This is a genomic window from Flavobacterium sp. I3-2 (genome assembly GCF_013389595.1).
Lineage (GTDB): Bacteria > Bacteroidota > Bacteroidia > Flavobacteriales > Flavobacteriaceae > Flavobacterium.
On sequence record NZ_CP058306.1, the window covers coordinates 2,316,765 to 2,343,641 of the forward strand.

Consider the following 26,877-nt stretch of genomic DNA (forward strand, 5'->3'; position numbering starts at 1 on the left):
AATTTGAATCAAATATATAATTAACTGCGAATTTAACAAACGAATTTTGTAAATTTGAATTCATTTTAACGAAATATTAAAAAATGCAACGCGACGAACAAATTTTTGAATTGATTTTAGATGAGCAAGACAGACAAATACATGGTCTTGAATTAATTGCGTCTGAAAATTTTGTGAGCGACCAAGTTATGGAAGCTGCGGGATCTGTATTAACAAACAAATATGCAGAAGGATATCCAAACAAAAGATACTACGGCGGATGTGAAGTAGTTGATATTGTTGAGCAAATTGCTATAGATCGTGCAAAAGCACTTTTCGGAGCTGAATATGTAAACGTACAACCACACTCAGGTTCTCAGGCTAATACTGCTGTTTTTGCTGCTGTTTTGAAACCAGGTGATAAAATTTTAGGTTTCGATTTATCTCATGGAGGTCACTTAACTCATGGTTCGCCAGTTAACTTCTCAGGTAAATTATATGCACCAGTTTTTTATGGTGTTGATCAAGAAACTGGAGTTTTAAATTATGATAAAATTCAAGAAATTGCTACAAAAGAGCAACCAAAATTAATCATTGCAGGTGCATCTGCATATTCTCGTGATATGGATTTTGCTCGTTTTCGTGAAATCGCTGATAGCGTAGGAGCAATTTTAATGGCAGATATTTCTCATCCAGCAGGTTTAATTGCTAAAGGATTATTAAACGATCCAGTTCCACATTGTCATATTATTACAACAACGACGCACAAAACGTTACGTGGACCTCGTGGAGGAATGATCATGATGGGTAAAGATTTCGAAAATCCATTCGGTTTAAAAACACCAAAAGGTGAAACTCGTATGATGTCTTCTTTATTGGATTCTGGAGTTTTCCCAGGAAACCAAGGTGGACCTTTAATGCACATTATTGCTGCTAAAGCGGTTGCTTTCGGTGAAGCATTAACAGATGAGTTCTTCCATTATACATTACAAGTTAAGAAAAATGCAGCTGCAATGGCAGAAGCTTTTGTAAAACGCGGATACAACATTATTTCTGGAGGAACAGATAACCACATGATGTTAATTGATTTACGTAATAAAAATATTTCAGGTAAAGATGCTGAAAAAGCTTTAGTTGCTGCAGAAATCACAGTAAACAAAAACATGGTTCCGTTTGATGACAAATCGCCATTTGTAACTTCTGGTATTCGCGTAGGAACACCTGCAATTACAACTCGTGGTTTAGTTGAAGCAGATATGGAAACTATTGTTGAGTTAATTGACCGTGTGTTAATGAATCATACAAATGAAGATATTATTGAGCAAGTTGCTGAAGAAGTAAACGAATTAATGGGCGAACGTGCAATGTTTGTTTTTTAATTAAACACTTATAAATTTTCATAAAAGACCGCTTTTTTAGTGGTCTTTTTTTGTTTTAAAATGTAACTTTATCTTCTTATTATGTACAAATACTAAAACTATAATTAGAAAAGCATGAAATATTTATTATTTTTTTTATTTATTCCTTTTTTTGGTCAGGCACAAATTGTAAAAGGAATTGTTAAAGAGAAAACTTCAAAAGAAGGTATTTCGTTTTTAACTGTTGCAATTGAAAATTCTGACGTTTATGTGTTAACGAATGAAAACGGAGAATTTCAATTCAATCTTTCAGATATTAAAGGAAAAAATATAATTGTTAATAATATATATTTTGAACCTTTTTTGATTAAAGTAAACGATGGAAATTTTATTAATATTGAATTGACCGAATTAAGTTTTACTTTAGAAGAAATGGTTGTTTATAATCAACCAATTAAGAGAGTTTTTGAAGACATCATTTCAAATTCAGAAAAGAAGATAAAAACCAATGTAAAGATGCAAACTTACTATAAAGAAGATTATTTCAAAGATGGTAAGAAATATTTTTTTACAGATGGTTTGGTAGATTTTTATATCAAAAATAAATCAACTAAGATTGATGCCGTTGTTAGAGAGAGTCGTTTAGTTGATTCAAATACAAATAAACAATTAAATGAAGTTGATTTAGAATATTCGGCAGCAATTGATGTGAACGATGTAATGGAATCTTCAATGCGTTTTAAAATATTACGTAAAATATTAAAAGATAAAAATTATGAATTTGTTGTCACTTCTAAAAAAGCAGGAGATAAAACGTTGCATACTTTGTATATAGAACCAAAAGAAGAAGCAAATGAACGTTTTTTATTCAGTGGAAAGGTTGTTTTTAATGAATCTGAACAACTGATTTATGAATTAGATCTGAAGTTCGCAGAAGAATTTAAAAAGTATAATACAGAAATCAATGCTTTGATATTAAAAATTAAAATTCACGATCTTAAACGTAAAGTTAAATACAACTTCGTGAATGGTTCATATTATGTAACGTATTCTGATGTATATTTTGACTTTGATGTTTCTCGTAATAAAGGAAAGTTAAATGAAAGATTCAAAGGAAATTCAGAAATAATAACTTTGGGAGTTGAAAACACTTCTAATTTTCCAGCAAAAGATCAAGTTTACACAAAAAAACAATTGTACAAAAACGGAAATAAATATTCATACGAATTTTGGAATGATGAATTAATCAAAAACTACGTTAAATAACAATGAAACTAATCGCATATTTATTTTTACTATTTCCTATTTTATCATTTGCGCAAACCATTACATATTCTGGTGTTGTTAGAGATAAGTCAACAGGAAAACCAATTGAACATGTAAGTATTTCTGTTTATGATTCAAATGTTGCCACATTAACCAATTCAGAAGGACGTTTTAGAATTACAGTTCCTACTTCAGCGAAGAAAATTAATTTTAATCACCTTAGCTATGATAGATTAGATTACGTTTTATCAGAACAAACAGAAAATATAACAATTTATTTAAACGATTCTTCTTTTGAATTAGAAGAAATGATCATGTATAATCGTCCGATTAAAGATGTTATAAAAGAAGTTATCGATAATTCTAAAGCTAAGTTCTCAAAAGATGTTAAGCTAAATACATATTATCGTGAAATGATGAATATCGATGGAAAAGTTTATTCATATGCTGACGGTATGCTGAATTATTATTTTAAAAATAAAGCAACAAGTAATGTAATTGTTGAACAAAGTAGAGCTTTAGTTTTTAATGATGATTTTAAGAATTATGAGCAGGCTCCTATAAAATTTTATTTGTTAGATCTACAAACGATAATTACATCGGCTTTTAAGTTTGAACGTATTTGGAACATAGTAAAAAATAAAAATTACGATTTGTATGTTACGGGTAAAAAAGCTGCAGACGGCAGAGAATTGAAAATCTTATATTTTGAACCATCCGATTCTAATACAGAGAATTATTATAAAGGAACTTTAATATTTGACGATGAAAAAAAATTGGTTTTAGAAATTAATATTGAACTTTCGCCTAAACATTTAAAAAATCTTAAAGAAGAAAGTAGAATCGTTTACAAAGTGAAGTTTACGGATATTAGTTTTAAACAGATTTTTAATGATGTAAATGATCGTTATTTTTTAGCTTATGATACCAGACGAATTGAAGGAGATGTAAAAATTGGAGAACATCGTTTTTCTGTTGGTGGTATTCATGAACTTATTTCTGTTAATTCGTCAATTACAAATGAAAAACCAGATCCGAATAAAATTTATTTTGAAAAAACCTTAGATGTGCTGGGTAAGAATTTTAAAACTAAATTTTGGGAAAATCAAAACGTAATTCTTTTAAACAGCAAAGAAGAAGAGATGTTGCGAAAAATTAATAATTAAAAAAGTCTATCTTTAAGATAAATAACAACATTGTTTATCTGTTAGTAAAAAATATATAATGAACAAAAGAATATTCACTTTATTAAGTTTTTTCTCTCTATCAATTTTATCGGCACAAGAAAAAGCTTATTTTTTATCAAATCCATCTTTAAGTCCAGATGCACAAACCGCTTATTTTAGTTTTGAAGGCGATATTTGGAAAGTCGATTCAAACGGTGGAAACGCTTCTAGAATCACTGCTTTAGAAGGCGAAGCAATTAATCCACGAGTTTCACCAGACGGAAAATGGTTGGCATTTAGTTCGAATCAATATGGAAATTATGATGTTTTTGTAATGCCCATAAACGGTGGAAACATAAAACAATTGACCTTTCATCAAGGAAAAGACGAAATGGAAAGTTGGGCTTGGGACAGTGAAACCATTTATTTCACTTCAAGTAGAAATAACAATTTCGGAAGTTTTAAAACCAATTTAAAAGGTGAAACGCCGCAACCTTTGTTTCAAAATTATTTCAATACAACAAATGGTTTGGTGGAAACTCCAAATGGTGAATTGATTTTTACGAATTCATCAGAAAGTGCTAATCAAGTTACAAGAAAAAGATATAAAGGCGAAAATAATCCTGATTTGTTAGCTTATCATCCTAAATCGAAAACCTTCAAACAATACACAGATTACAACGGAAAAGATTTTAATGCTACGGTTGATAAAAACGGCATTATTTATTTTATTTCCGACGAAAATAACGGAGAATATAACTTATATAAAATTGAAAAAGGAATCAAAACAGCTTTGACAAAATTTGATTCGTCAATCAAAAAGCCTTTTGTTGCTGCTAATGGTTCAAAAGTAATTTTCGAAAAAGATTATCAATTATTTGTTTATGATGTTGCTTCAAAAAACACAAGTTTGATTTCTGTCAATGTTAATTCAAATGATATTTTATCAAAGGATAAAAGTTTTAATGTCGAAGACGAAATTTCTTATTTTGATGTTTCTTCGGACGGAAAAAAACTGACTTTTGTAAGTCGTGGCGTTTTATTCGTTTCTGATATCGAAGGGAAATTCGTGAATAGAATTACCGACGGAAAAGAACGCGTTCTAGAAGTAAAATGGTTAAAGGATAATAAGAATTTAATTTTTAATCAAACAGTTGAAGGATATCAAAATTGGTTTAAAATTGCTGCTGATGGTAAAGGTAAACCAGATCAATTAACTAACGATTCTAGAAATAACAGAGATATTACTTTTAATAATGATTTAACAAAAGCAGTTTATTTGAGTGGAAGAGACGAAGTTCGTTTGTTGGATTTAGAAACGCTTAAATCAAAAACTATTGTAAAAGATGAAATTTGGGCATTACAAAATTCAAAACCATCTTTTTCTCCAAATGACGAATATGTGATGTTTAGTGCAAAACGTAATTTCGAATTGGACATTTTACTATATAACATAAAAAAAAATGAAGTTATAAATTTAACCAATACAAGCGTTACTGAAGAAGATCCATTTTGGTCGCCAAACGGAAAATACATTTATTTTACAAGCGATCGAATCAATCCATCGTATCCGTTAGGTTTACAAAATCCGAGTGTTTATCGTTTTTCTTTGGATTGGTTTGATGAACCTTACAAATCAGATCAATTTGATAAATTATTTGCTGAAGAAAAGAAAGATGAAAAAAATGAATCTAAAGACAAAAAGAATGATAAAGAAGATAAACCCGATTCAAAATCATTAACTGTTAATTTAGATGGAATTTTAGAACGTGTTGATTTGGTTTCTGGACGATTTGGAAATCAACAATTTCCGCATGTTTTTGAAGACGGTAAAAAAGAATATGTTTTTTATAATTCCAATCAAGATGGAGGTCGTTATCAATTATATCGTAAAACGTATGTAGAGTTTGATGAAACCAAGACGGATAAAGTATTTAATAAATCTGCAAATCAAATCGTCTATAAAGATAAGTCTGTTTATTTTTTGAGTAATGGGAATATTTATAAAACCAGTTTGTCAAGTTCTAGTCCAGATCAGATTAAGATAAAATATGAATTTACTAAAAATCTAAATGATGAATTTGTTCAAATGTATGATGAAGCTTGGGCTGGAGTCGAAGAAAATTTTTATGACGAACATTTTCATGGTTTAAATTGGAAAGCAAAAAAGAATCAATATGCCAAATATCTTCCTTATTTAAACAACCGAAATGATTTACGAATTCTTTTAAATGATTTGTTGGGTGAGTTAAATTCTTCGCATTTAGGATTTGCATCTTCAGGTAAAGAAGAAACTAAAAAATTGAGTTATTTTACAAACGAAACAGGAATTGTTTTCAAGAAAGATAAACCTTACGAAGTAGAACGTATTGTTCGTAAATCTCCCGCTTTTATAAAATCCGTAGATGTACAATCTGGTGATGTTTTAAAGGCTGTAAATGGCGTAAATATTGATGTTTCAAAGAATAGAGAAATTTATTTTACTTCACCAAATCAATTAGAAGAACTTGTGTTAGAATTTGACAGAAATGGAAGTAAAGTTATAACTAAAATTCATCCGATTTCAAATGTGCAACTAAAAGGTTTGTTGTATGATGAATGGATTTTTGATAATAAAAAGCGAGTAAATGATTTAAGTAATAATCGAATCGCTTATACTTATATGAAAAATATGAGTTCTGCAGAACTTGAATCGTTTTTGTTGGATATGGTTGAACAAGAAAATCACAAAGAAGGTTTAATACTTGATTTACGATTTAACACCGGTGGGAATGTGCATGATAAAGTGTTGAACTTTTTGATGCAACGACCGTATTTAAAATGGAAATATAGAGAAGGAGAATTTACGGTTCAACCCAATTTTGCTCCATCTGCTAAACCGATTGTTTTGTTGATTAACGAATATTCATTAAGCGATGCAGAAATGACAGCTGCTGGTTTTAAGGAATTGAAACTAGGTAAGATTATTGGGCAAGAAACGTATCGTTGGATTATTTTTACATCTGGAAAAAGTTTAGTTGATGATTCGTTTTATCGTGTTCCAGCTTGGGGAAGTTATACTTTAGATGGAAAAAATCTTGAAAAAACAGGAGTTGCACCTGATATTTACATCAAAAATACGTTCTTAGATCGTCAAGAAAATAAAGATCCTCAATTGGAACGTGCTGTTAAAGAAATTCTGAAAGATCTTAAAAAGAACTAAATGTCTTTCTAATTACCACAGTTGCGTTAGGGATTGAAGTGAAAATCCTTTTTTGAAAAAAAAGATTGTAACGAAAAGCCCGACCTTTGGTAACGCCATAAAAAAAAACATCTCCGATTAAAGAGATGTTTTCTTGTTTTATTTTGTTAAGTAAAGTTCAAAAATTAAATCGGTATTTGGAGGAATTGCATTTCCAGCACCAGTTTCGCCATAAGCAAGATGCGATGGAATGAATATTAAAGCTCTGTCGCCGTAATTCATGTTTTCGAATCCTTCAATGAATCCAGGGATTAATCCAGTTTTGTTACCAAATTGAAAAGGGATTGGAGCGTATTGATTAGCGTCTTTTCTACGTTGATCAAACATATTGTATTTAGTAGCAATTTCTTCAATTCCGGTATCGAACAAACGTCCGTTTTCAAAGTAACCCGCATAATCAATTAAAATGTTATCGCCAACTTGAGGTTTTCCACCGTTTCCTTTTTCGAATACATAAACTGCTAATCCAGAATTTGTTTTTGTTGCTTTTGCTTTCGCGTCTGCAAAACGAACAGCATTTTCTTGTGTTATTCCTTCTGTTGCTTTTAGAGCTTCTTCTTGTGCATTTTTGCTTTTTTCGATTCCATCTTTGAAAGCTTTAGGCGCATCGAATTTTTTAGCGTCTTCACCATTACGGATGATTGTTACTTTTTTGATTACGTCGTCCTGAGCAATTGAATTTACAATTTCTTGACCTTTAACTACGTGACCAAAAACAGTGTGCATACCGTCTAAATGTGGCGTTGCATTGTGGGTGATGAAAAATTGAGATCCGTTTGTTCCAGGTCCAGCGTTTGCCATTGAAAGTACACCAGCTTTATCATGTTTTAAATCCGCAACAATTTCATCAGGAAAGTTATAACCAGGTCCTCCAGAACCATTTCCCATTGGATCTCCACCTTGAATCATAAAGTCTGCTATTACGCGGTGAAATTTTAATCCATCATAAAAAGGTTTTCCTTTATATTGTTGTTCTACAAAACCTTGATTTCCTTCTGCAAGTGCAACAAAGTTACCAACGGTCATTGGTGTTTTTTGATATTCAAGTTCTATAAGAATATTACCTTTAGAAGTTTCAATCTCTGCGTACATTCCATTAGGAAGTTCATCACCTTGTTTCTTGTTACATGAAATAATCGTAACAGCTGTAAGTATTAAAAAAAGTACTTTTTTCATTTTTATTTTTTGTTAACAATATGCATTTCGAAAATTAAATCTGTATTTGGAGGAATCACGTTTCCAGCTCCTCTTTCGCCATAAGCTAAATTTGAAGGTATGAACACTAAAGCTTTATCACCGTAATTCAAGTTTTCAATTCCTTCGATGAATCCTGGAATCATTCCTGTTTTATTACCGTAAGTAAATGGAATAGGAGTATAACCTTTTGCTTCTTTTCTTCTAGCATCGAACTTATTGAATTTTGTAGCAATTTCTTCAATTCCAGAATCAAACAAAGAACCGTTTGGTAAATAACCAGCATAATCAATTAATACTTCTGCGCCATCAACTGGTTTTCCGCCTTTACCTTTTTCAAAAACATAAATTGCAACTCCACTTGGTAAAACAATTGCTTGTTCGCGCGCTTTATTAATTCGGTTAAAGTTTTCTTTAACTGCTTTTTCTAAAAGTTTGTTAGATTCAATTTCTTTATTTTTAATATCCTCTAAACTTTTTTTGAAAACTTTATCTGCATCAAAATTTTTAGCTTCTTTTCCCTGACGAATGATTTTTACAGATTTAATTTCATCTCCTTGTGCAATTGCATCAACAACATCTTGTCCTTGAACTACATGACCAAAAACAGTGTGTCTTCCATCTAAATGAGGTGTTGGAACATGTGTTATGAAAAATTGAGAACCATTTGTTCCAGGTCCTGCATTTGCCATAGATAAGATTCCTGGTTTATCGTGTTTTAAATCTGCTACGATTTCGTCTGGAAATTTATATCCTGGATTTCCAGAACCATTTCCGTTTGGATCACCACCTTGAATCATAAAGTCTGCAATTACTCTATGGAATTTTAAGCCATCATAGAATTTTTTCTTTTCGTATTTTTTTTCTACCGATGAATTTGTTCCTTCAGCAAGAGAAACGAAATTAGCCACGGTCATTGGTGTTTTTTGATATTCTAATTCAACAATAATGTTTCCTTTAGATGTTTCAAAATTTGCATACATTCCATCTTCTAATTTTTGAGCTTGAGTCGAAAGAGAAACTACACAAAAAAGTGTTAATAGCAGTTTTTTCATAAATTTTTAAGGATTAGTTTTAATATCTTTTAATGTAACTACGCATATTAATGGTTCATTTAAACCAATTTTTTCTTTATCACCTAAATATCCATAACCTAAATGTGAAGGAAAAAGAAACGAAATGGTTTCACCTTTTCGCATTAACTTGACCCCATGGCGTAAACCAACCATGATTTCTTGTTTGTCCACTTGATATAAACTTGGTGTTGTTTCTTCTTTGTTATAAATTACATTTCCATCGATGTCCTGAATTTCAAATACCAAATCAACCATTTGTCCTGTCTTTGGAGTAATGGTATCGTGAATATTTGCCTTTAAATATTTATACCAAAATCCATGAGCAGATTGATAATATTTGTGAGTAGAATCATTTTTTATCACCTGTTGAATTTGTTCTTCTTCAGAACCAACTAAGGCTTTGTTTCTTTGAACAGACTCTTTTAGAAATTCGCCTCTTGAATTTGAAATTGGATATCTTGGACTTTCTTTCTCACAAGAAGTCAGTTGGATTGTAGCAATAAATAAACCAAAAAATAAGATTGATTTTTTCATAATTATTGTTTGTTTTCTAGTGCTAATATATCAATAAATTTATTAACTGTATCGTTTAAAGATAGCAATGATTTTCCGCCTGCTGCGTTTATGTGTCCACCTCCATTAAAGTGTTTTCTTGCAAATTCGTTTACATCAAAACTACCTTCTGAGCGGAATGAAATTTTGATGATGCCTTCGTCTTTATTTTCAATGAAAATTGCTGCGAAATCAATATTTTTGATTGATAATCCGTAATTTACAATTCCTTCAGTGTCTCCTTTTTGGAAATTAAATTCGTACAATTCTTTTTGAGAAAGTGTAGTAAATGCAGTTTTGTGGTTAGGTAAAACTTTTAGATTTTCTAAAGCTCTACCTAAAAGTTGTAATCTGCTGTATGAACTTGTATTAAACAAACTTTCATGAACCATTGGATTGTTTACGCCTTTGTCAATCAAATCTGCAACAACACGATGGGTATTTCCTGTAGTTTTTTGAAACTTAAAAGAACCAGAGTCCGTCACAATTCCCGTATAAAGACAAGTTGCAACATCTTTATTGATAAGATGATTCAATTTTAAATCAGTCAAGAAATTATATAATAATTCGCAAGTCGAACCAAAATTAACATCAGAAATAGTTACTTGAGCATAATCATCAGGCATTTGATGATGGTCAATCATAATAAATGGTGCAGAAATTTTACCAAGCGTTTCTGCCATCAAATCACCTGTTCGATGAAGTGCATTGAAATCTAAAGTGAAAATAAGTTCAGAAGTATTTAAGAAATCAGTAGTATTTTCTTTGTCTTTTTCAAAGATTTCTACTGTTTCTGAACCTGGTAACCAAGCTATGAAATCAGGAAAATCGTTTGGTGAAATGACTTTAACCTCATGATTTAATTGTTTTAAAACGTGATATAATCCTAAAGTTGAACCTAAAGCATCTCCATCAGGATTTCTGTGCGGAATAATCGCTATTTTTTTTGGAGTTGATAATAAGTTTTGTACCAACTCTTTCTCATTTGTTTGCATCATAATGCGAAAATAAACTATTTTTTAATTTTTTTACAACAATTATAATTTATATTCTGCATCTGTTTGATTTGGAAATTAATTTTCAGAATTACTAAGACGTTGCAAAGCTTTAAGGTCTTTTAGCACTATTTTTTTACCAACTAAATCGATTAGATTAGATTTTTTTAAATCAGCCAATAAACGAATACAACTTTCAGTAGCTGTTCCGACCATTCCTGCAATTTCTTCTCTAGAAAGCTGAATGTTTAATTCACCTAAATTTGTCATGCCGCCAATATCATTTAAATGAAGTAGTGCTGCCGCCAAACGTTCTTTTACGTTTTTATTTGAATGATTAGAAGTTGCTTCATTAGCTTCTTTTAATTCATGACAAATTTCTTTTGTAAGTTCTAATGAGAATTTATTATTATGGTTGAAGAACCCCATGATTTCAGTTTTAGGAATGAAACACACTTCCATATCTTCAACTGCAATGGCACTTAAACTTGATTTTTCTTCACTTATTACTGCGTGTTGACCTAGAATTTTACCTTTGTTAACAAGCTTTAAAACACTGTCTTTTCCGTTAGAACCCAATTTAACAATCTTACAAGTTCCGTTTTTAACACAAAAAACGCCATTTACAACATCACCTTCATTAAAAATAGCTTGACCTTTTTTGACAGTGAATGCGGTTTTAGTTTCCGACATTTTGATTAGCTCTTCCTTATTAAGTGCTTTTACAGAACTTAATTCTCTAACAATACATTGTTCACATTTACCCATGATGAAAAATTTTAAGCGACTATCAAATATACAATTTTTTTATGACAAATATCATTTTTTTTCATCTATGTAATAGAGAATTTTACTGAAAATATTAAATAAAATTCTAAATTATGGCAAATTGTTTTCACTGTGGGAATGATATAGTTGAAATTGAACGTGTTTTGTTCGATGATAAAAAATTTTGTTGTAATGGTTGTAAGACTGTTTATGAAATTTTTTCAAAAAATGGTTTAGAATGTTATTACGATTTTGAAAAAATGCCAGGTTCAACACCTAACGAAGTTTCTGGAAAATATAACTTTTTAGAAAATCAGGATATAGTCAATAAACTTCTAGATTTTCAAGAAGATTCAATTCATATTGTTCGAATATATATTCCTCAAATTCATTGTAGCTCTTGTATTTGGATTTTAGAGAATTTAAACAAATTAAACGAAGGTATTTCAACTTCTCAAGTTAATTTTTCTCAAAAAAAAGTTACCGTAAATTTCAATCCCGAAAAAACCAATCTTAAAGAAATTGTTTTACTACTTTCTAGTATTGGTTATGAACCTTATATAAGTTTAGAAAATTTTGATGCTAAACCCAAATTGATTGATCGAAGTTTAGTATTTAAAATCGGTGTTGCTTTTTTTGGATTTGGTAATATCATGTTACTTTCTTTTCCTGAATATTTCAATGTTGATGATTATTGGATGCAAGAATATAAAAGCTTCTTTAGATATGTAATTTTACTGATTTCGTTGCCTGTATTTTTATATTCCGCAACACCGTATTATAAATCGGCATGGAATAGTATTAAGCTTAGAACTTTTAATATCGATATTCCAATGGCTTTAGGAATTATTGTGATGTTTGTTCGAAGTGTGGTTGATATTTTTTTTCAAGACGGACAAGGTTTTTTAGATAGTATGTGTGGATTGGTGTTTTTTATGCTTTCTGGAAAACTAATTCAACAAACTACATTTAATTTTTTGTCGTTTGAACGAGATTATAAATCTTATTTTCCGATTGCTGTTACCAAACTAGAGGACGATAAAGAAATACCGATTCAGGTTTATGAAATCGAAAAAAACAATAAATTATTAATTCGAAATCAAGAGTTAATTCCAGTTGATTCAATTTTGATTTCAGAACATGCTTATATTGATTATAGTTTTGTTTCTGGTGAAGCGATTCCTGTTGAAAAGAAATCTGGAGATAAAATATTTGCAGGCGGAAAACAAATGGGAGAGGCAATTGTAATTGAATCAATTAATACAGTTTCGCAAAGTTATTTAACACAGTTATGGAGTAATGATGTTTTTCAGAAAAAGAACGAATTTAAGTTTCGTTCCATAACCGACAGAGCAAGTCAATTATTTACTCCAGCTTTATTACTTATTGCTTTTGTTGGTTTATTTTATTGGGGAACAGTGAATTGGAATAGTGCTTTTAACGTTTTTACTGCCGTTTTAATAGTTGCTTGCCCTTGTGCTTTGGCATTAACTGCACCTTATACTTGGGGAAATGTGATTCGAATTATGGGTAATAAGAAATTTTATCTAAAAAATACCATTGTTATAGAACAATTATCTAATGTTAATACTATTGTTTTTGATAAAACAGGTACGATAACTTCTAATGATTCAAACAGCATAAAATATATAGGAACAAATTTGACAAATGAAGAATTATTGGCTATTAGAAATATTGTTCGTGGTTCAAATCATCCGTTAAGTAGACGATTGTATAATTTTTTACCAGAAGGAAAAATTACCAAACCTTCCATGTTTGAAGAAATTGCTGGCGCTGGTATTGTCGGATTTATAAATGAAAATACTTTTAAAATCGGCTCAGCTAAATTAGTTGGTTTAATTGATGAACAAATTTTAGTTAAAGAAACGCGAGTTTATATTCAAATAAATGATATTAATAAAGGATATTTTGTTTTTGAGAATCAATACCGAGAAGGATTAGGCGATTTATTCAGAGATTTGATTTCAAGAAATTATAAATTATTTGTGCTATCGGGTGATAACGATGGGGAAAGAAAAAATCTAGAACGTATTTTGCCAAACGGAGTTTCGTTAGTTTTTAATCAAAAGCCAGAAGAAAAGTTGGAATTTATTAAAAATCTTCAAACTCAAAATTTAAATGTAATGATGGTGGGAGATGGACTTAATGATGCAGGAGCTTTAGCTCAAAGTAATGTTGGAGTTTCAATTTCCGAAAATGTTAATGTTTTTACTCCAGCGAGTGATGCGATTTTAGATGCAAGTCAATTTTCAAAACTCCTTTATTTTTTGAATTATTCTAAAAATGCTATGAAAACTATTAAAATGAGTTATGCACTTGCATTGACTTATAATGTTGTTGGAATTTCTTTTGCTTTAACAAATAATTTATCTCCATTGGTAGCAGCTATCATCATGCCTCTGAGTACAGCAACAATCATCGGCTTTGTGACATTAATGACGCATTTTTACGCAAATAAAAAAGTTAAAAAAAACCTAAAAAAAAGTATATAACCTGATAAATATCAGCTTTTAAAATAGAATCAAGCGGTATTTTTGATACAAATAAATAAGTTATGGGAGTCATATATATTTTAATATGCATCAGCATATTTGTCGCCGCAGTTTTCCTCTTTTTGTTTATAAAATCAGTGAAAAATGGACAGTTCGATGATGATTATACACCGTCTGTACGGATGCTATTCGAAGACGAGTTGAAATCAAATTCAGATTTAAAATCAAACACAAATACAGAAAAAACAAAAACAACTCAAATTAATTAACTATGGAAATGCAACAGTTTTACTACGATAACAAAATTGTTAAAAAATTCCTATATGCATCTTTACTTTTTGGAGTGATTGGTATGTTGGTAGGATTGGTTTTGGCATTTATGTTTATTTTTCCAGGGCTAAATCAAGATTTACCTTGGCTAAGTTTTGGTAGAATCAGACCATTACATACAAATGCTGTTATTTTTGCCTTTGTCGGTAATGCTATTTTTGGTGGAGTTTATTATTCTCTTCAAAGATTATTAAAAACAAGAATGTACAGCGATGTACTAAGTAACTTAAACTTTTGGGGATGGCAATTAATAATCTTGTCAGCTGTAGTTACTTTACCATTAGGTATAACCTCTTCTAAAGAATATGCCGAATTAGAATGGCCAATTGACATTGCAATTGCAGTTGTTTGGGTGATTTTCGGTATCAACATGATTATGACAATCTTAAAAAGAAGAGAACGTCACTTGTATGTAGCTATCTGGTTTTATTTAGCAACATTTGTAACGGTTGCTGTTTTACATATTTTCAATAGTTTAGCTTTACCAGTAAGTTTTATTAAATCATATTCTGTTTATGCAGGTGTTCAAGATGCATTAGTACAATGGTGGTATGGACATAATGCTGTTGCATTTTTCTTAACAACACCATTCTTAGGATTAATGTATTATTATTTACCTAAAATTGCAAACAGACCAATTTATTCTTACCGTTTATCAATTATCCACTTTTGGTCTTTAATTTTCTTATATATCTGGGCAGGTCCTCACCATTTATTATATACAGCTTTACCAGAATGGGCTCAAAATTTAGGAGTTGTATTCTCTGTAATGTTGATTGCTCCATCTTGGGGAGGTATGATTAATGGTTTATTAACATTAAGAGGAGCCTGGGATAAAGTAAGAACTGAACCGGTATTAAAATTCTTTGTTGTAGCTGTTACAGGTTATGGAATGGCAACATTCGAAGGGCCAATGTTATCACTTAAAAATGTAAACGCTATTGCACACTATACAGATTGGATTATTGCTCACGTTCACGTTGGAGCTTTAGCTTGGAATGGATTTATGGTTTTTGCTATTGCTTATTGGTTATTACCTCGAATGGCTAAAACAGAATTATATTCTAAATCATTAGCAAACTTCCATTTCTGGATTGGTACTTTAGGTATTATTTTATATGCAATTCCGTTATACGTTGCTGGATTCCAACAACATTTAATGTGGAAAGATTTTAATCCAGATGGTACTTTAAAATACGGAAACTTCTTAGAAACAGTTACTGAAATTATGCCAATGTACTACATGAGAGCAATTGGAGGTACACTTTTCATAATTGGAGTTTTAGTGATGGTTTATAACCTGGTTAGAACAATGGTTCCTGCACCAGCAATTGAAGATGAATTAGCAGAAGCTCCTGCTTTAGTTAAAATTTCTCCAAACCGTGTTAAAGGTGAAGCTTTCCACTCTTGGTTAGAACGTAAACCAATCCAATTAACAGTTTTAGCAACAGTTGCCATTTTGATTGGAGGTATTATTCAGATTGTACCGACAATAGTTGTGGATTCAAACATACAAACTATTGACAGTGTTAAACCATATACTGCATTAGAATTACAAGGTCGTGATTTATATATCAGAGAAGGTTGTGTAGGATGTCACTCTCAGATGATTCGTCCGTTCCGTTCAGAAGTTGAACGCTATGGTGAATATTCAAAATCAGGGGAATATGTTTACGACCATCCTTTCTTATGGGGTTCTAAACGAACTGGACCAGATTTACATCGTTTAGGTGGTAAATATTCTGATAACTGGCATTTCAATCACATGTACGATCCAGAAAGTACTTCTGCAGGTTCAATAATGCCAGCTTATAAATGGTTATATGAAAATAAACCAATGGATCATTCAGAAATTGAAACTAAAATGCGTGTAATGGTTAAACTAGGTGTTCCTTACACAGAAGAAGATATTCAAAATGCACAAGCAAGTCTTAAAGCACAAGCTATGCAAATTGAACAAAACTTAATGAATGATCCTGATTTTGTTAAATCATACGAAGCAAGTAAAAAAGCTGCTGAGTTAAAAGGTGAAGAATTTACGCCAATGAGCGATCGTGAAATAACTGCCTTAATAGCTTATTTACAGCGTTTAGGTACTGATATTAAAGTAAAAAAATAAATAGTTGAGTTATGTTAAAGTTTATCAAACATAATTTGGATCATATTTCTGGGATAGAAATTTATCCAATCATCGCTTTACTAATCTTCTTTTTCTTCTTTTTGGGATTATATATATGGGTTTTTACCTATAAAAAAGAAAAAATTAATCAATTGAGTAACCTTCCTTTTGAGGAAGGTACTCAAAACTCTAAAAATGAATAGTTATGAAAAGATTTTTTCCAGTTTACGTAAGAGTACCGCTTCTTTTCGCAATATTTTTTGGATGTGTTGAATATTTTATTGACTCTGGTGATAAACCTGCTTTTATAGAATATCCATCTGTATTGTTATTGTTAGGATTGTTTCTTTTTGTTCAGATTGCAGTTGAGGTAGTTGCTTCTTCTGTAAACAAGGTTGTAACGGCTTTAATGACTCCAGAAGAAAGAGCTGAAAAAGAAAAGTTAGATAATTTACCATTAGCTCAATCTAAAGGATACAAAAAGTTAATGAAACTTTTAACACGTACCAGACCACAAGAAGATGAAGCTTTAATTGTTTTAGATCATAATTATGATGGAATTAAAGAATTAGATAATGATTTACCACCATGGTGGGTATATTTGTTCTACGGTACAATAATCTTTGGTGTTATTTATTTTGCAAAATACCAATTTTTTGGAGGTGATAACCAAATTCAAGAACTTGATAAAGAGATGGCAGCTGCTAAAATTCAAATTGAAGAATATAAAAAAACAGCTCCAGATTTGTTAACTGCTGATAAAGTTACCTTACTAACAGATCAAGCTGATTTAGCTGCAGGTAAGAAAATATTTGACACAAACTGTGTGGCTTGTCACAAAGCAGATGGAGGTGGAAGTATCGGGCCAAACTTAACAGATGAATATTGGATTTTAGGTGGAGATGTAAAAGATGTTTTCAATACCATAATGGAAGGTGGTCGTGATGGAAAAGGAATGGTACCTTGGAAAGCACAAATTAAACCATCAGATATCCAAAAAGTAGCGAGTTATATTTTATCATTACAAGGTTCAAATCCACCAGATGCAAAAGCACCAGAAGGAGATTTGTTTACTCCAACACAAACAAATACTACCGAAGCTGTAAATGATAGTTTACAAAAACCAGCAGCAGAAGTAGCTCAAAATTAAGGTTGAAAATAACCTATATTTAGTTTTATTTTTTTATTGACCACAGCTATTTCTATGGTTGTGGTCTTTTTTTAAAGGAAACTTTTAATTAATTTAAATACTGTTAAAATGTCAAAAGAAATAGATGATAGTTTTAGAGACAGTATCGGAACTATAAATAGTGACGGTAAACGTAAATGGATTTATCCTAAAAAACCATCGGGTAAATTTTATAATAAACGAAAAATCACTAGTTATTTTCTGATACTTTTTTTATTGAGCGCCCCTTTCATCAAAATTAATGGTAATCAATTTTTACTATTCAATGTATTTGATAGAAAATTTAATATTTTTAGTATTCAATTTTGGCCCCAAGATTTTTATTTAGTTGTAATATCTTTAATTATCGGGGTAGTTTTTGTATCTTTATTCACAGTTGCATTCGGTCGAATTTTCTGTGGTTGGATTTGTCCTCAGACCATATTTTTAGAAATGGTTTTCAGAAGAATTGAATATTGGATTGATGGCGATCGTGGAGCACAAATCCGATTAGATAAACAAGAATGGAACGCAGAAAAAATAAGAAAACGAATCACAAAATGGTTTATATTCTTCTTGATTTCTTTTGTTATTGCAAATGTATTTTTGTCTTATTTATTGGGTAGTGACGAAGTTTTAAGAATGATTACTGAAGGTCCAGCAAACAATTTATCGACCTTAATTGCATTGTTGATTTTTACTGGAGTTTTCTATTTTGTCTTTGTATGGTTCAGAGAACAAGTTTGTATAATTGCTTGTCCGTACGGAAGATTACAAGGGGTTCTTTTAGATGATAAATCTATCGTTGTTGCCTATGACTATGTTCGTGGAGAAGGTGAAAACGGTAGGGCAAAATTTAAAAAGAATGAAAACCGAAGCGAAACGGGCTTTGGAGATTGTATTGATTGTAAACAATGTGTAAACGTTTGTCCAACCGGAATCGATATTCGTAACGGAACGCAATTAGAATGTACTAATTGTACAGCATGTATCGATGAATGTGACGCAATGATGGAATCGGTTAATTTGCCAAAAGGTTTAATTAGATATGCATCTGAAATTGAAATTTCTAAAAAAGAGAAGTTTAAATTCACACCTAGATTAAAAGGATATTCAGCGGTTTTATTTATACTAATTGGTATTTTAACAGGATTATTGTTTTTGAGAAGCGATGTTGAAGCTCGAATTTTAAGATTACCTGGTCAACTTTTTGAACATAAAGGAGAAAATATAAGTAATGTTTACACCTTTAAAATCATCAATAAAACAGCAAAAGATTACGATGATGTTTCAATTCGATTAGTGAAGCCACAAGGTACTGTGATTTTAGTTTCCAAAGATAAAATCAAATTAAGTAAGGAAGGCATGGCTCAAGGAACTATTTTTATTGAGATTCCAGAAGTTTTAATCGAAAGTGATAAAACGAGATTAGATATCGAAATTTTAAATGGCGAAGAAGTAATTGATAAAACAACGACTACTTTTCTTGGACCAAGAAGTTTTAATTAAAAAACATACATCATGAAATTTAATTGGGGAACAGGTATTACTATCGGAATTATTTTATTTATGGCTTTTATCTTGCAATACGTAATTCGTGTTCAAGTTGATTCTAGATATGATAATGAATTAGTAACAGAAGATTATTATCAAGCAGAAACGCTGATAGATTCTAAATATGAAAAAAAACAAAATGCTAATAATCTTGCTACAAAAGTTAGTATAAAAAATGTAGCCGAAGGATTAGTAGTTGAATTTCCATCTGATTTTGATTTTTCTAAGATTAAAGGAGAAATTTCTTTGTATAGACCATCTAATCAAAAACTAGATCAAACAGTTCCGTTAACTTTGACTTCAAATGCTTTTTTAATTCCTAAAAATCAGTTAGAATCGGGGAGATGGGATATTTCTGTAGATTGGTCATATGACGAAATTTCATATTTAAACAGTGAGTCGTTGAATTTAAATTAAGTGCATGTTATCAGCTCTTTTGTTTGGTTTATTGAGCAGTTTACATTGTGTTGGAATGTGCGGGCCAATTGCGTTAATGCTTCCTGTAAGTAGACAAAATACAGCTTTAAGAATCATTCAAACACTATTGTATCATATCGGAAGAATAATTTCATACACTACTTTAGGTTTTATTTTTGGGATTTTCGGAAAAGGTTTTTTTATTGCTGGAATTCAACAACGTTTTTCAATCGTTATCGGAATTTTAATGATTTTATATGTTGTATTACCTAAAAACAATTTAGAGAAAATTCGATTTTTAAATCCAATTTTTAAAATAATATCTAAAATTAAAAGTAGTTTAGGAAAATTGCTTACCAATAAGTCCAAAACCAGTTTTTTACTAATAGGAATTTTAAACGGATTTTTACCATGCGCAATGATTTATGTTGCACTTTTTGGAGCTTTAGCAACTCAAGACGCATTACAAGGCGCATTGTATATGATGATTTTTGGAATCGGAACTATTCCTTTAATGAGTTTAGTTGTTCTAATTTCAAATAAATTAACTGTAGTAACGCGTAATAAGATTTTAAAATTAGTACCTGTTTTTGTTGTAATATTAGGTACGTTATTTATACTTAGAGGGTTAGGTTTGAATATCCCATTTGTTTCACCTGGGACTTTAAATTTGTTTGTTAGTTCTAACCCAGATTGTTTTTAAGAATTTAAAGCAAAAAAACTGAGCCTTAAAGCTCAGTTTTTTTGTTATTCGTTACAATATTTAATTTTTCTTGTAACCTTATAAGTTGGAATATTATTAAAACTTACATCTTTTGAAATCCAATTTCCTTTATTGTCAAAAGTGTAAATAAAAGTTTTATCAAACTTCTCTTTGTTATTGAAATTGTTGACTTCATACTTTAGGATGTTGTTTTTATCATCATATTGATAAGTTGTACTGATCAAAACATTTCCGTTTAATTTTGTTTCTGACTTTTCGATTTTATTTTGCTTGTTATAAACATTTATTTCTTCATAAGTCGAATTATCCGAAACCGCAAAGCTTGATTTATAAATCAAATCGTTATTCTGATTGTATTTAAAATTTTCAGTAGCTTCTTCTTTTCCATCAGCATCTAAATAAATAACTGAAGTAATTTTTTTTCCATCGTAAGTAAAAAGTTGCGATGAGGTTATTTGCTTGTTCTTGTTGAAATGAGTTTCTTTTACTATTTCGTTTTTATCATATTCATAAGCAATCGAATCTAAAATCTGTAGACTTTGTGAATAGATAACTTTACTTTTCATAATTTCACCATTTCTAACTATTTTAACCACTTTTAGAGGTGAAGCACTTCCACTGGTAAAATAATCTTCGCGAACCAAAAAGTTGTCAGAAAATGTGTTTTTCTGTTCTTCGATGATTTGATTTTTATTTGTTGATTTTTTAAAATGCGCAATATTATTTAGTGAATCATAAATTGTTTCGCTCAAAATAAAATTATCTGCTGCAATAAATTGTTTTTTTGTTAAGGGGAAATTCAGTTTTTCAAATGTATTTGTTTCAACTAATACATTTTGATTGTTGTAAATGGAATCTTTAACCAAATATCCAAATGAGTTAAATATATAAGTTGCGTTTTTCTCGTCAATTGTAAAATTTGATTTATCAAGAATGGTTACTTTCTGATTGATCTCGCATACACGATCTTTTAAATCAAAAAAGATATAATCATTGTCTTTTGCCAATTCAGGCAGCTCAACATTTTTTTTACATTGTATAAGTAAAAGAGAAACTGAAGCAAATAATAGTATTCTTTTCATTTGTTATTTTTATGTGTTAGTAGTGACTATGCTTAAAACCTGTTCATTAATCGTGAAACTATCCGTTCCATTTGTGAATATGGCATTTTTAAGAACATAAGTTGTTGAATATCCAATGATAACTTCTGGGTTTTCAATTGTTGAATTTGCAGTTGTAATCACTTCAATAACACCTTGATTTGCTGTCCATTCTTCTTTAATTTTAACAGTAGAATCAGTAAAATTCAAATCGCAAAATTCATTCGCATCAACAACTTGATTCAAAAGATAGAATTTGACAAAAGTATCTGTATTTAGATTTATTGTTTGAGTTCCAACTTCTATTTCTGACTGAATATCCGAACCAATAATTTTAAAACCTTGTTCTCCTTTAGCGAAAAGAATATTTGAATTTGTACAATAAGTTGGACCGTTTGATAAATTAAAATCTAAAGTTGAAGTTGAATTTGTATATTCGCCAAAATTATAATTTTCGTATTTCAATTCTTTTTCTCCGTTCGTAAGAATGATATTTTCAAAATTAAACGAAACTACATAATTAATCGTAACTCTTGAATCATCAGCTTTTTGTTCAATTTTTCGAATACGTTTATATTTTATTGCACCTCCATTATTTACATTAAATTCATCAACTACTTGCGGAAATGCTGGAGTGATAACATTACAAATCGAACCTGCTATTGCTTTGTCACTGTATAAACGATATACAATTTCATTACTATTGCTAATAGTATGAGAATATTCTTGATTTAAAACTAAATTTTCAGTATTTAAATTTGAAAGATAAAGAAACAACATTTCGTTATTATTCAGTTTGTAATAAATCCCTTTATCTGTACATTTCTGAACATTCCCAGAGAAATTTAATTCATCAAAAATCAAATCTCCATCATCACAACCTGTAAGTATTGAACCGATAAACAATAGTAAAGCTAACTTTTTCATGTCATTGAATTTTCAACAAAAATAACTTATTTCTATAAACTTTAGCAAACTTATTTAAACATTCATTCGATTTCTTATATTTGAAGATAAATAATAAATAGAATGACGAACAACGTTCAAAAAACCAATTATCCTGCGCTTTACACGCTTATTGTAGTTTTCTTCTTTTGGGGATTTATAGCTGCTGGTAATAATATTTTTATTCCTTTTTGTAAAGAATATTTTCATTTAGACCAATTTCAGTCGCAATTGATTGACTTTTCTTTTTACACAGCTTATTATTTAGGAGGTCTTTTACTTTTTACTTTCGGAATGCTTCGAGGAAGAGATTTGATTACTTTTTGGGGATATCGAAAAAGTATTATTTTCGGATTATTGTTTTCAGCTTTAGGTGCTGGTGCAATGATTTTGGCAGTTGAAGCCAATGTTTATATTGGTATGTTATGCGGTTTATTTATTATGGCACTTGGTTTTTCATTGCAACAAACGGCTGCAAATCCGTTTGCTATTTTGCTTGGCGACCCAAAAACAGGTGCAAGTCGTGTGAATTTAGGTGGCGGAATAAATTCGTTAGGAACTACGATTGGACCTTTAATTGTTGCTTTTGCATTATTCGGAACCACTGCTGCTGTAAATGACGAACAAATTAAAACCTTGAGTTTAGATAAAGTAGTTTTACTTTATTCATGTGTTGGATTTTTATTTATAGCTGCAGCTTGTTTATTTTATTTTTCTAAAAAGTTGCCTGAAGGAAAATCAACTGAACCGATTGAGAAATCTACAAAAGCTTTAACAACTTTAATTGTAATGACCGTTTTGCTTTTTTTGAGTTTGGTACCGGTTTTTCAAACCTATAAAAGTGTAGAGAATGATAAAGTTCTTCAAATTGAAAAACAAATCACTTCAAGAAAAGATGAAATAAAAAAAAATGCAATCTCAAATATTACCAAATCAGAAGTACTAAAGTCAGAAATTAAAACTTTAGAATCAGATTTAAAGTTAATTAAAGTACCATTAGAAAACAAACGAATGATGTGGCTAGCCATTGCATTATTTGTTGTTTTAGGAAGTTTGGCAAGTGCCTATTTTCGTTCTAGAAACAAAACAGAAGGTTGGGGTGCCATGCAATATCCACAACTTTTGCTTGGAATGATTGCCTTGTTTATGTATGTTGGAGTTGAAGTAGCTATCGGAAGTAATTTAGGTGAACTTCTAAAAACTCCTGATTTTGGAAATCTACAAGCTTCGGAAATTACACCTTATGTTTCAATGTATTGGGGAAGTATGATGATTGGTCGTTGGGCTGGAGCAATTAGCGCGTTTCAATTTTCGACAAACAAAAAACGACTGCTAACTATTTTAATGCCTTTTATTGCCTTTTCAATAATTATTGTTGCAAATACCTTAGCAAATTACGATATGTCGCAATTATATTTTTATGTGATTTGCGTTGTAATTCAAATTATTGCTTTTTTTGTTAGTAAAGATAAGCCTGTGAGAACTTTAGTAGTTTTCAGTGTTTTCGGAATTTTAGCTTTATTAGTTGGTTTAAATACCACAGGAACAGTTGCCATTTATGCTTTCCTTTCAGGTGGATTAGCATGTAGTATTATGTGGCCTTCCATTTTCAATTTGGCATTAATGGGATTAGGAAAATATACTGCTCAAGGTTCTGCATTTTTGGTGATGATGATTTTAGGTGGTGGAATTATTCCTCCGATTCAAGGTAAATTAGCTGATATGATTGGTATTCATTGGTCGTATTTGATTTCGTTAGTTTGTTTTATTTACATTTTATGTTATGCAATTATTGTAAAAAGAGTTTTACAAAAGCAAGGAATTTCAATCGAAGAATCTAATGATTAATTTATGTCTGAATTTTATAATCTAAAAGCTAAAACATTACAAGGTAAAGATTTTTCGTTTGAATCTCTAAAAGGAAAAACGGTTATCATTGTAAATACAGCAAGTAAATGTGGATTTACACCTCAATACGATGGTTTAGAAAAGCTATATCAAAAGTATAAAAACGAAGGTTTGGAAATTTTAGGATTTCCATGTAATCAGTTTTTAAAGCAAGAACCTGGCGATTCAAAATCGATAGATGGTTGTTTGATAAATTATGGTGTTTCTTTTCCAATATTTGAAAAAATTGACGTCAATGGTTCAAAAACACATCCTGTTTTTAAATTCTTAAAAAGAAAATTACCTGGAATTTTTGGGAATTTTATCAAATGGAATTTTACAAAATTTGTAATTGATAAAAATGGAAAGCCACTAAAACGTTTTGCGCCAATTACAAAACCAGAAGAAATGGAAACTTTTATAAAATCGGTTTTATAATTATGGAAAAAAATGAAAATCAATTTACAGAAGCTGAACTACAATTAATCAATGCATTTGATTCTGATGTTCCATTTCGTGTTTTACAAACTACTGATGAAACCGATTTAAAAATACTTCAATCTCAATCTTCTGAAATAGTTACGAAAAGTTTAGATTTAGCACATTTGATTCAGCGAATGTATGCTACAGTAACCAATGAAAATTCAAAAGGCGTTGGAATTGCGGCACCACAAATCGGAATTAATCGGCAAGTTATTTTGGTTCAACGCGTAGATAAAGAAGATCGACCGTTTGAGTTTTACATCAATCCAAGGATTATTTGGCAATCCGAAATATTACGAGTTGGCGATGAAGGTTGTTTATCTATTCCGAATGTCTATCAGCCTGTAAAAAGAAGTTTGGTAGTAACAATTGAATTCGAAAATTTAGATGGTGCCATTCATTCAGAAACTGTTGAAGGATATGTTGCTGTTATTTTTCAACATGAAATTGACCATCTGAATGGTATATTGTTTACGGATCGAATTCAATTTGAATCTGAATTGAATTATATCGAAGCTTTTAAAAAGAATGAATTGTTCTATTTGTCTAAGTAGAAAAGAAATGTTAATTTTAAAAAGGAAAAGAAAATGATTTTTTTAAGAGAAAATGATAGTCGATCAAAACGAACTATTTTGTTAATTTGGATTGTAACAGCTTTAGAAGCTATAAATGGTATTTTAAGTTATTTACGATTTAATTTATTAGATGGTTTTTTTGATGATGATGAATTTATAGAATCTGATTTTGTTTTTTTAGATAATTTAGATACCATTTTTACCATTGTTTATATGGCAATCTTAGTTATTTCGGGTATTTTCTTTATTCAATGGTTCCGAAGAGCTTATTTCAATTTACATTTAGTATCTACAAATTTAAAAAGTTCTGAAGGTTGGGCTTCGGGTTCATGGTTTGTTCCGTTTGTTAATTTGTATCGACCAGTTGGCATCATGCGAGAACTTTACAGCAGAACAAGTGAAATTTTAGTTGAAAAGAAAGTTCGTTTTGAAAGCAAGAAGAATATAATTAGTTTATGGTGGACATTTTGGATTTTAACGGCTGTTTTATCAAATTCTATAATGAGATATTCATTTAATATTACAACTTTAGAACAAGTTCAAAATTTAGCATTTATGAATATAATTTTAAGTGTGTTGAATATTATTCTTGGATTTTTAGCTTTAAAAGTTGTTAACGATTATATTTATTTGGAAGAAAAACTTCACAAAATAAATTTTAATTCAATAGAATAATTATTTTTTTCCTTTAATGCTTTTGAAAATTTCTAAAATAGACCAAATACTATAAACATAAAAACCAATATTTGAAATTGCAAGTATTAAAATTGTAGAATTAAAACCTAAATCGCGCCACATTTTATAAATGATAACCAAAAAAACAGGACATAAAATTAGAATTGCAAGTGTACCTAAAACTTTTATAAAGTTAATTTTTTTTGGAGCAACAACTTTTGACGTAGATTTTCTAATTAGTAATTTATTATAATTTGGAAATTCTCTAAATTCAGAATTGTTATAATTTTCATAACCAGAACCTGTAGCAATTAAGTCGTTTTTATCTAAAAATTGAATTGCATTTGGATTGTCATTTTCTATTGCTTTAATTTCATTCTGAAGCTCTTCTTTCAATTCTGAAATTGAATCATAAAAATTAACATATTCGGTAAAATCAATCTCTATTTTTTTATTTTCTTGATATTTTGAGTTTAAATAAAAGACAAAATCTTCGTATAAAGGAATTATTTCTGGAAAATGTTTTTCTAAAAAGGATTTCGTTCTTTCTGAGTTTTTATCAAAATTCTGTTTGTCAATCACACATAAAATAGAATTGTATGCTGCATCATCAGCATCTTTTTTAAAAATTTCTTCTTCATGTGTTTCAATTTTATTCCATTTTAGAAATGTTTGATTTAAAATATCCAAATCTAATAAACTAATCCAAAAAAAAGGAAGTGAATTATTAGCCTCAAAAAGACAAATGGATTCTTTTTGTTCTGTTAAAAAAAGATAACTACGATTTCCCAT

24 protein-coding genes are annotated in these 26,877 nt (G+C 30.1%); 16 read left to right on the plus strand and 8 right to left on the minus strand.

Annotation, left to right across the window (positions count from 1 at the left end):
* Nucleotides 1-83: 83 nt before the first annotated feature.
* The 4 genes from glyA (at nucleotide 84) to HW119_RS10975 (ending at nucleotide 6,971) form a co-directional block, all read left to right on the plus strand.
* Nucleotides 84-1,358 (plus strand): serine hydroxymethyltransferase, encoded by a 1,275-nt coding sequence (gene glyA, locus HW119_RS10960; protein WP_177764344.1) that lies wholly within the window; start codon nucleotides 84-86, stop codon nucleotides 1,356-1,358.
* Between the two features lie 114 nt (nucleotides 1,359-1,472).
* Complete coding sequence (locus HW119_RS10965) at nucleotides 1,473-2,603, plus strand: hypothetical protein (RefSeq protein WP_177764347.1); 1,131 nt, start codon at nucleotides 1,473-1,475, stop codon at nucleotides 2,601-2,603.
* A 2-nt stretch (nucleotides 2,604-2,605) separates the two neighbouring features.
* Nucleotides 2,606-3,769 (plus strand): carboxypeptidase-like regulatory domain-containing protein, encoded by a 1,164-nt coding sequence (locus tag HW119_RS10970; protein WP_177764349.1) that lies wholly within the window; start codon nucleotides 2,606-2,608, stop codon nucleotides 3,767-3,769.
* 58 nt (nucleotides 3,770-3,827) lie between these two features.
* Nucleotides 3,828-6,971, plus strand: a complete 3,144-nt coding sequence (locus HW119_RS10975) for a S41 family peptidase (RefSeq protein ID WP_177764351.1) — start codon at nucleotides 3,828-3,830, stop codon at nucleotides 6,969-6,971.
* Nucleotides 6,972-7,109: 138 nt separating this feature from the next.
* Here the strand turns inward: HW119_RS10975 and HW119_RS10980 are convergent, their stop codons facing one another.
* The 5 genes from HW119_RS10980 to HW119_RS11000 all read right to left on the minus strand — a co-directional run bounded on the left by HW119_RS10980 (nucleotide 7,110) and on the right by HW119_RS11000 (nucleotide 11,595).
* The gene (locus HW119_RS10980) at nucleotides 7,110-8,186 is read right to left on the minus strand and encodes a peptidylprolyl isomerase (RefSeq protein WP_177764353.1); all 1,077 of its coding nucleotides are present in this window, start codon (nucleotides 8,184-8,186) and stop codon (nucleotides 7,110-7,112) included.
* A gap of 2 nt (nucleotides 8,187-8,188) precedes the next feature.
* The gene (locus tag HW119_RS10985; protein ID WP_177764355.1) at nucleotides 8,189-9,259 is read right to left on the minus strand and encodes a peptidylprolyl isomerase; all 1,071 of its coding nucleotides are present in this window, start codon (nucleotides 9,257-9,259) and stop codon (nucleotides 8,189-8,191) included.
* Nucleotides 9,260-9,265: 6 nt separating this feature from the next.
* Nucleotides 9,266-9,814 carry a gliding motility-associated peptidyl-prolyl isomerase GldI gene (gldI, locus tag HW119_RS10990; protein ID WP_177764358.1) on the minus strand — a complete coding sequence of 183 codons (549 nt, stop codon included), beginning with the start codon at nucleotides 9,812-9,814 and terminating at the stop codon, nucleotides 9,266-9,268.
* 2 nt (nucleotides 9,815-9,816) lie between these two features.
* Nucleotides 9,817-10,830 carry a DHH family phosphoesterase gene (locus HW119_RS10995; RefSeq protein ID WP_410503956.1) on the minus strand — a complete coding sequence of 338 codons (1,014 nt, stop codon included), beginning with the start codon at nucleotides 10,828-10,830 and terminating at the stop codon, nucleotides 9,817-9,819.
* A 75-nt stretch (nucleotides 10,831-10,905) separates the two neighbouring features.
* The gene (locus HW119_RS11000; protein ID WP_177764360.1) at nucleotides 10,906-11,595 is read right to left on the minus strand and encodes a Crp/Fnr family transcriptional regulator; all 690 of its coding nucleotides are present in this window, start codon (nucleotides 11,593-11,595) and stop codon (nucleotides 10,906-10,908) included.
* 113 nt (nucleotides 11,596-11,708) lie between these two features.
* Here HW119_RS11000 and HW119_RS11005 point away from each other — a divergent pair, with 113 nt between their 5' ends.
* The 8 genes from HW119_RS11005 to HW119_RS11040 all read left to right on the plus strand — a co-directional run bounded on the left by HW119_RS11005 (nucleotide 11,709) and on the right by HW119_RS11040 (nucleotide 20,399).
* A complete protein-coding gene (locus HW119_RS11005; protein ID WP_177764362.1) occupies nucleotides 11,709-14,108 on the plus strand; it encodes a heavy metal translocating P-type ATPase in 2,400 nt (799 codons plus the stop codon).
* A 62-nt stretch (nucleotides 14,109-14,170) separates the two neighbouring features.
* The gene (ccoS, locus tag HW119_RS11010) at nucleotides 14,171-14,377 is read left to right on the plus strand and encodes a cbb3-type cytochrome oxidase assembly protein CcoS (protein WP_177764364.1); all 207 of its coding nucleotides are present in this window, start codon (nucleotides 14,171-14,173) and stop codon (nucleotides 14,375-14,377) included.
* A gap of 2 nt (nucleotides 14,378-14,379) precedes the next feature.
* Nucleotides 14,380-16,557, plus strand: coding sequence for a cytochrome-c oxidase, cbb3-type subunit I (gene ccoN, locus HW119_RS11015; protein WP_177764366.1), 2,178 nt, complete (start codon nucleotides 14,380-14,382; stop codon nucleotides 16,555-16,557).
* A gap of 11 nt (nucleotides 16,558-16,568) precedes the next feature.
* A complete protein-coding gene (locus HW119_RS11020) occupies nucleotides 16,569-16,760 on the plus strand; it encodes a CcoQ/FixQ family Cbb3-type cytochrome c oxidase assembly chaperone (RefSeq protein ID WP_177764368.1) in 192 nt (63 codons plus the stop codon).
* A 2-nt stretch (nucleotides 16,761-16,762) separates the two neighbouring features.
* The gene (locus HW119_RS11025) at nucleotides 16,763-17,707 is read left to right on the plus strand and encodes a cbb3-type cytochrome c oxidase N-terminal domain-containing protein (RefSeq protein ID WP_177764370.1); all 945 of its coding nucleotides are present in this window, start codon (nucleotides 16,763-16,765) and stop codon (nucleotides 17,705-17,707) included.
* Between the two features lie 108 nt (nucleotides 17,708-17,815).
* Nucleotides 17,816-19,234, plus strand: a complete 1,419-nt coding sequence (gene ccoG, locus HW119_RS11030; RefSeq protein WP_177764371.1) for a cytochrome c oxidase accessory protein CcoG — start codon at nucleotides 17,816-17,818, stop codon at nucleotides 19,232-19,234.
* Between the two features lie 12 nt (nucleotides 19,235-19,246).
* Nucleotides 19,247-19,696, plus strand: a complete 450-nt coding sequence (locus HW119_RS11035) for a FixH family protein (RefSeq protein ID WP_177764373.1) — start codon at nucleotides 19,247-19,249, stop codon at nucleotides 19,694-19,696.
* Between the two features lie 4 nt (nucleotides 19,697-19,700).
* The gene (locus HW119_RS11040; RefSeq protein ID WP_177764375.1) at nucleotides 19,701-20,399 is read left to right on the plus strand and encodes a sulfite exporter TauE/SafE family protein; all 699 of its coding nucleotides are present in this window, start codon (nucleotides 19,701-19,703) and stop codon (nucleotides 20,397-20,399) included.
* 44 nt (nucleotides 20,400-20,443) lie between these two features.
* On the opposite strand, the gene HW119_RS11045 is transcribed toward HW119_RS11040, so the two are convergent.
* Together HW119_RS11045 and HW119_RS11050 are read right to left on the minus strand one after the other, a co-directional pair.
* Nucleotides 20,444-21,502: a hypothetical protein gene (locus HW119_RS11045; protein WP_177764377.1), complete on the minus strand. Its 1,059-nt coding sequence runs from the start codon at nucleotides 21,500-21,502 to the stop codon at nucleotides 20,444-20,446.
* Nucleotides 21,503-21,511: 9 nt separating this feature from the next.
* The gene (locus tag HW119_RS11050) at nucleotides 21,512-22,447 is read right to left on the minus strand and encodes a hypothetical protein (RefSeq protein WP_177764379.1); all 936 of its coding nucleotides are present in this window, start codon (nucleotides 22,445-22,447) and stop codon (nucleotides 21,512-21,514) included.
* Nucleotides 22,448-22,549: 102 nt separating this feature from the next.
* On the opposite strand from HW119_RS11050, the gene HW119_RS11055 reads away from it, so the two are divergent.
* Genes HW119_RS11055 through HW119_RS11070 form a run of 4 tightly spaced genes read left to right on the plus strand, consistent with a single transcriptional unit; the run spans nucleotide 22,550 to nucleotide 26,085 of the window.
* Nucleotides 22,550-24,313, plus strand: coding sequence for an MFS transporter (locus HW119_RS11055; protein WP_177764381.1), 1,764 nt, complete (start codon nucleotides 22,550-22,552; stop codon nucleotides 24,311-24,313).
* 3 nt (nucleotides 24,314-24,316) lie between these two features.
* Nucleotides 24,317-24,790 carry a glutathione peroxidase gene (locus tag HW119_RS11060; RefSeq protein WP_177764383.1) on the plus strand — a complete coding sequence of 158 codons (474 nt, stop codon included), beginning with the start codon at nucleotides 24,317-24,319 and terminating at the stop codon, nucleotides 24,788-24,790.
* A 2-nt stretch (nucleotides 24,791-24,792) separates the two neighbouring features.
* Nucleotides 24,793-25,389: a peptide deformylase gene (gene def, locus HW119_RS11065; RefSeq protein ID WP_177764385.1), complete on the plus strand. Its 597-nt coding sequence runs from the start codon at nucleotides 24,793-24,795 to the stop codon at nucleotides 25,387-25,389.
* 33 nt (nucleotides 25,390-25,422) lie between these two features.
* Nucleotides 25,423-26,085 (plus strand): DUF4328 domain-containing protein, encoded by a 663-nt coding sequence (locus tag HW119_RS11070; protein ID WP_177764387.1) that lies wholly within the window; start codon nucleotides 25,423-25,425, stop codon nucleotides 26,083-26,085.
* Here the strand turns inward: HW119_RS11070 and HW119_RS11075 are convergent, their stop codons facing one another.
* Nucleotides 26,086-26,877: a hypothetical protein gene (locus tag HW119_RS11075; protein ID WP_177764389.1), complete on the minus strand. Its 792-nt coding sequence runs from the start codon at nucleotides 26,875-26,877 to the stop codon at nucleotides 26,086-26,088.

What these genes read in the sequence shown, in the direction of transcription:
- glyA (WP_177764344.1), top strand. Translation starts at nt 84, where the DNA reads ATGCAACGCGACGAACAAATTTTTGAATTGATTTTAGATGAGCAAGAC.
- HW119_RS10965 (WP_177764347.1), top strand. Translation starts at nt 1,473, where the DNA reads ATGAAATATTTATTATTTTTTTTATTTATTCCTTTTTTTGGTCAGGCA.
- HW119_RS10970 (WP_177764349.1), top strand. Translation starts at nt 2,606, where the DNA reads ATGAAACTAATCGCATATTTATTTTTACTATTTCCTATTTTATCATTT.
- HW119_RS10975 (WP_177764351.1), top strand. Translation starts at nt 3,828, where the DNA reads ATGAACAAAAGAATATTCACTTTATTAAGTTTTTTCTCTCTATCAATT.
- HW119_RS10980 (WP_177764353.1), bottom strand. Translation starts at nt 8,186, where the DNA reads ATGAAAAAAGTACTTTTTTTAATACTTACAGCTGTTACGATTATTTCA.
- HW119_RS10985 (WP_177764355.1), bottom strand. Translation starts at nt 9,259, where the DNA reads ATGAAAAAACTGCTATTAACACTTTTTTGTGTAGTTTCTCTTTCGACT.
- gldI (WP_177764358.1), bottom strand. Translation starts at nt 9,814, where the DNA reads ATGAAAAAATCAATCTTATTTTTTGGTTTATTTATTGCTACAATCCAA.
- HW119_RS10995 (WP_410503956.1), bottom strand. Translation starts at nt 10,830, where the DNA reads ATGATGCAAACAAATGAGAAAGAGTTGGTACAAAACTTATTATCAACT.
- HW119_RS11000 (WP_177764360.1), bottom strand. Translation starts at nt 11,595, where the DNA reads ATGGGTAAATGTGAACAATGTATTGTTAGAGAATTAAGTTCTGTAAAA.
- HW119_RS11005 (WP_177764362.1), top strand. Translation starts at nt 11,709, where the DNA reads ATGGCAAATTGTTTTCACTGTGGGAATGATATAGTTGAAATTGAACGT.
- ccoS (WP_177764364.1), top strand. Translation starts at nt 14,171, where the DNA reads ATGGGAGTCATATATATTTTAATATGCATCAGCATATTTGTCGCCGCA.
- ccoN (WP_177764366.1), top strand. Translation starts at nt 14,380, where the DNA reads ATGGAAATGCAACAGTTTTACTACGATAACAAAATTGTTAAAAAATTC.
- HW119_RS11020 (WP_177764368.1), top strand. Translation starts at nt 16,569, where the DNA reads ATGTTAAAGTTTATCAAACATAATTTGGATCATATTTCTGGGATAGAA.
- HW119_RS11025 (WP_177764370.1), top strand. Translation starts at nt 16,763, where the DNA reads ATGAAAAGATTTTTTCCAGTTTACGTAAGAGTACCGCTTCTTTTCGCA.
- ccoG (WP_177764371.1), top strand. Translation starts at nt 17,816, where the DNA reads ATGTCAAAAGAAATAGATGATAGTTTTAGAGACAGTATCGGAACTATA.
- HW119_RS11035 (WP_177764373.1), top strand. Translation starts at nt 19,247, where the DNA reads ATGAAATTTAATTGGGGAACAGGTATTACTATCGGAATTATTTTATTT.
- HW119_RS11040 (WP_177764375.1), top strand. Translation starts at nt 19,701, where the DNA reads ATGTTATCAGCTCTTTTGTTTGGTTTATTGAGCAGTTTACATTGTGTT.
- HW119_RS11045 (WP_177764377.1), bottom strand. Translation starts at nt 21,502, where the DNA reads ATGAAAAGAATACTATTATTTGCTTCAGTTTCTCTTTTACTTATACAA.
- HW119_RS11050 (WP_177764379.1), bottom strand. Translation starts at nt 22,447, where the DNA reads ATGAAAAAGTTAGCTTTACTATTGTTTATCGGTTCAATACTTACAGGT.
- HW119_RS11055 (WP_177764381.1), top strand. Translation starts at nt 22,550, where the DNA reads ATGACGAACAACGTTCAAAAAACCAATTATCCTGCGCTTTACACGCTT.
- HW119_RS11060 (WP_177764383.1), top strand. Translation starts at nt 24,317, where the DNA reads ATGTCTGAATTTTATAATCTAAAAGCTAAAACATTACAAGGTAAAGAT.
- def (WP_177764385.1), top strand. Translation starts at nt 24,793, where the DNA reads ATGGAAAAAAATGAAAATCAATTTACAGAAGCTGAACTACAATTAATC.
- HW119_RS11070 (WP_177764387.1), top strand. Translation starts at nt 25,423, where the DNA reads ATGATTTTTTTAAGAGAAAATGATAGTCGATCAAAACGAACTATTTTG.
- HW119_RS11075 (WP_177764389.1), bottom strand. Translation starts at nt 26,877, where the DNA reads ATGGGAAATCGTAGTTATCTTTTTTTAACAGAACAAAAAGAATCCATT.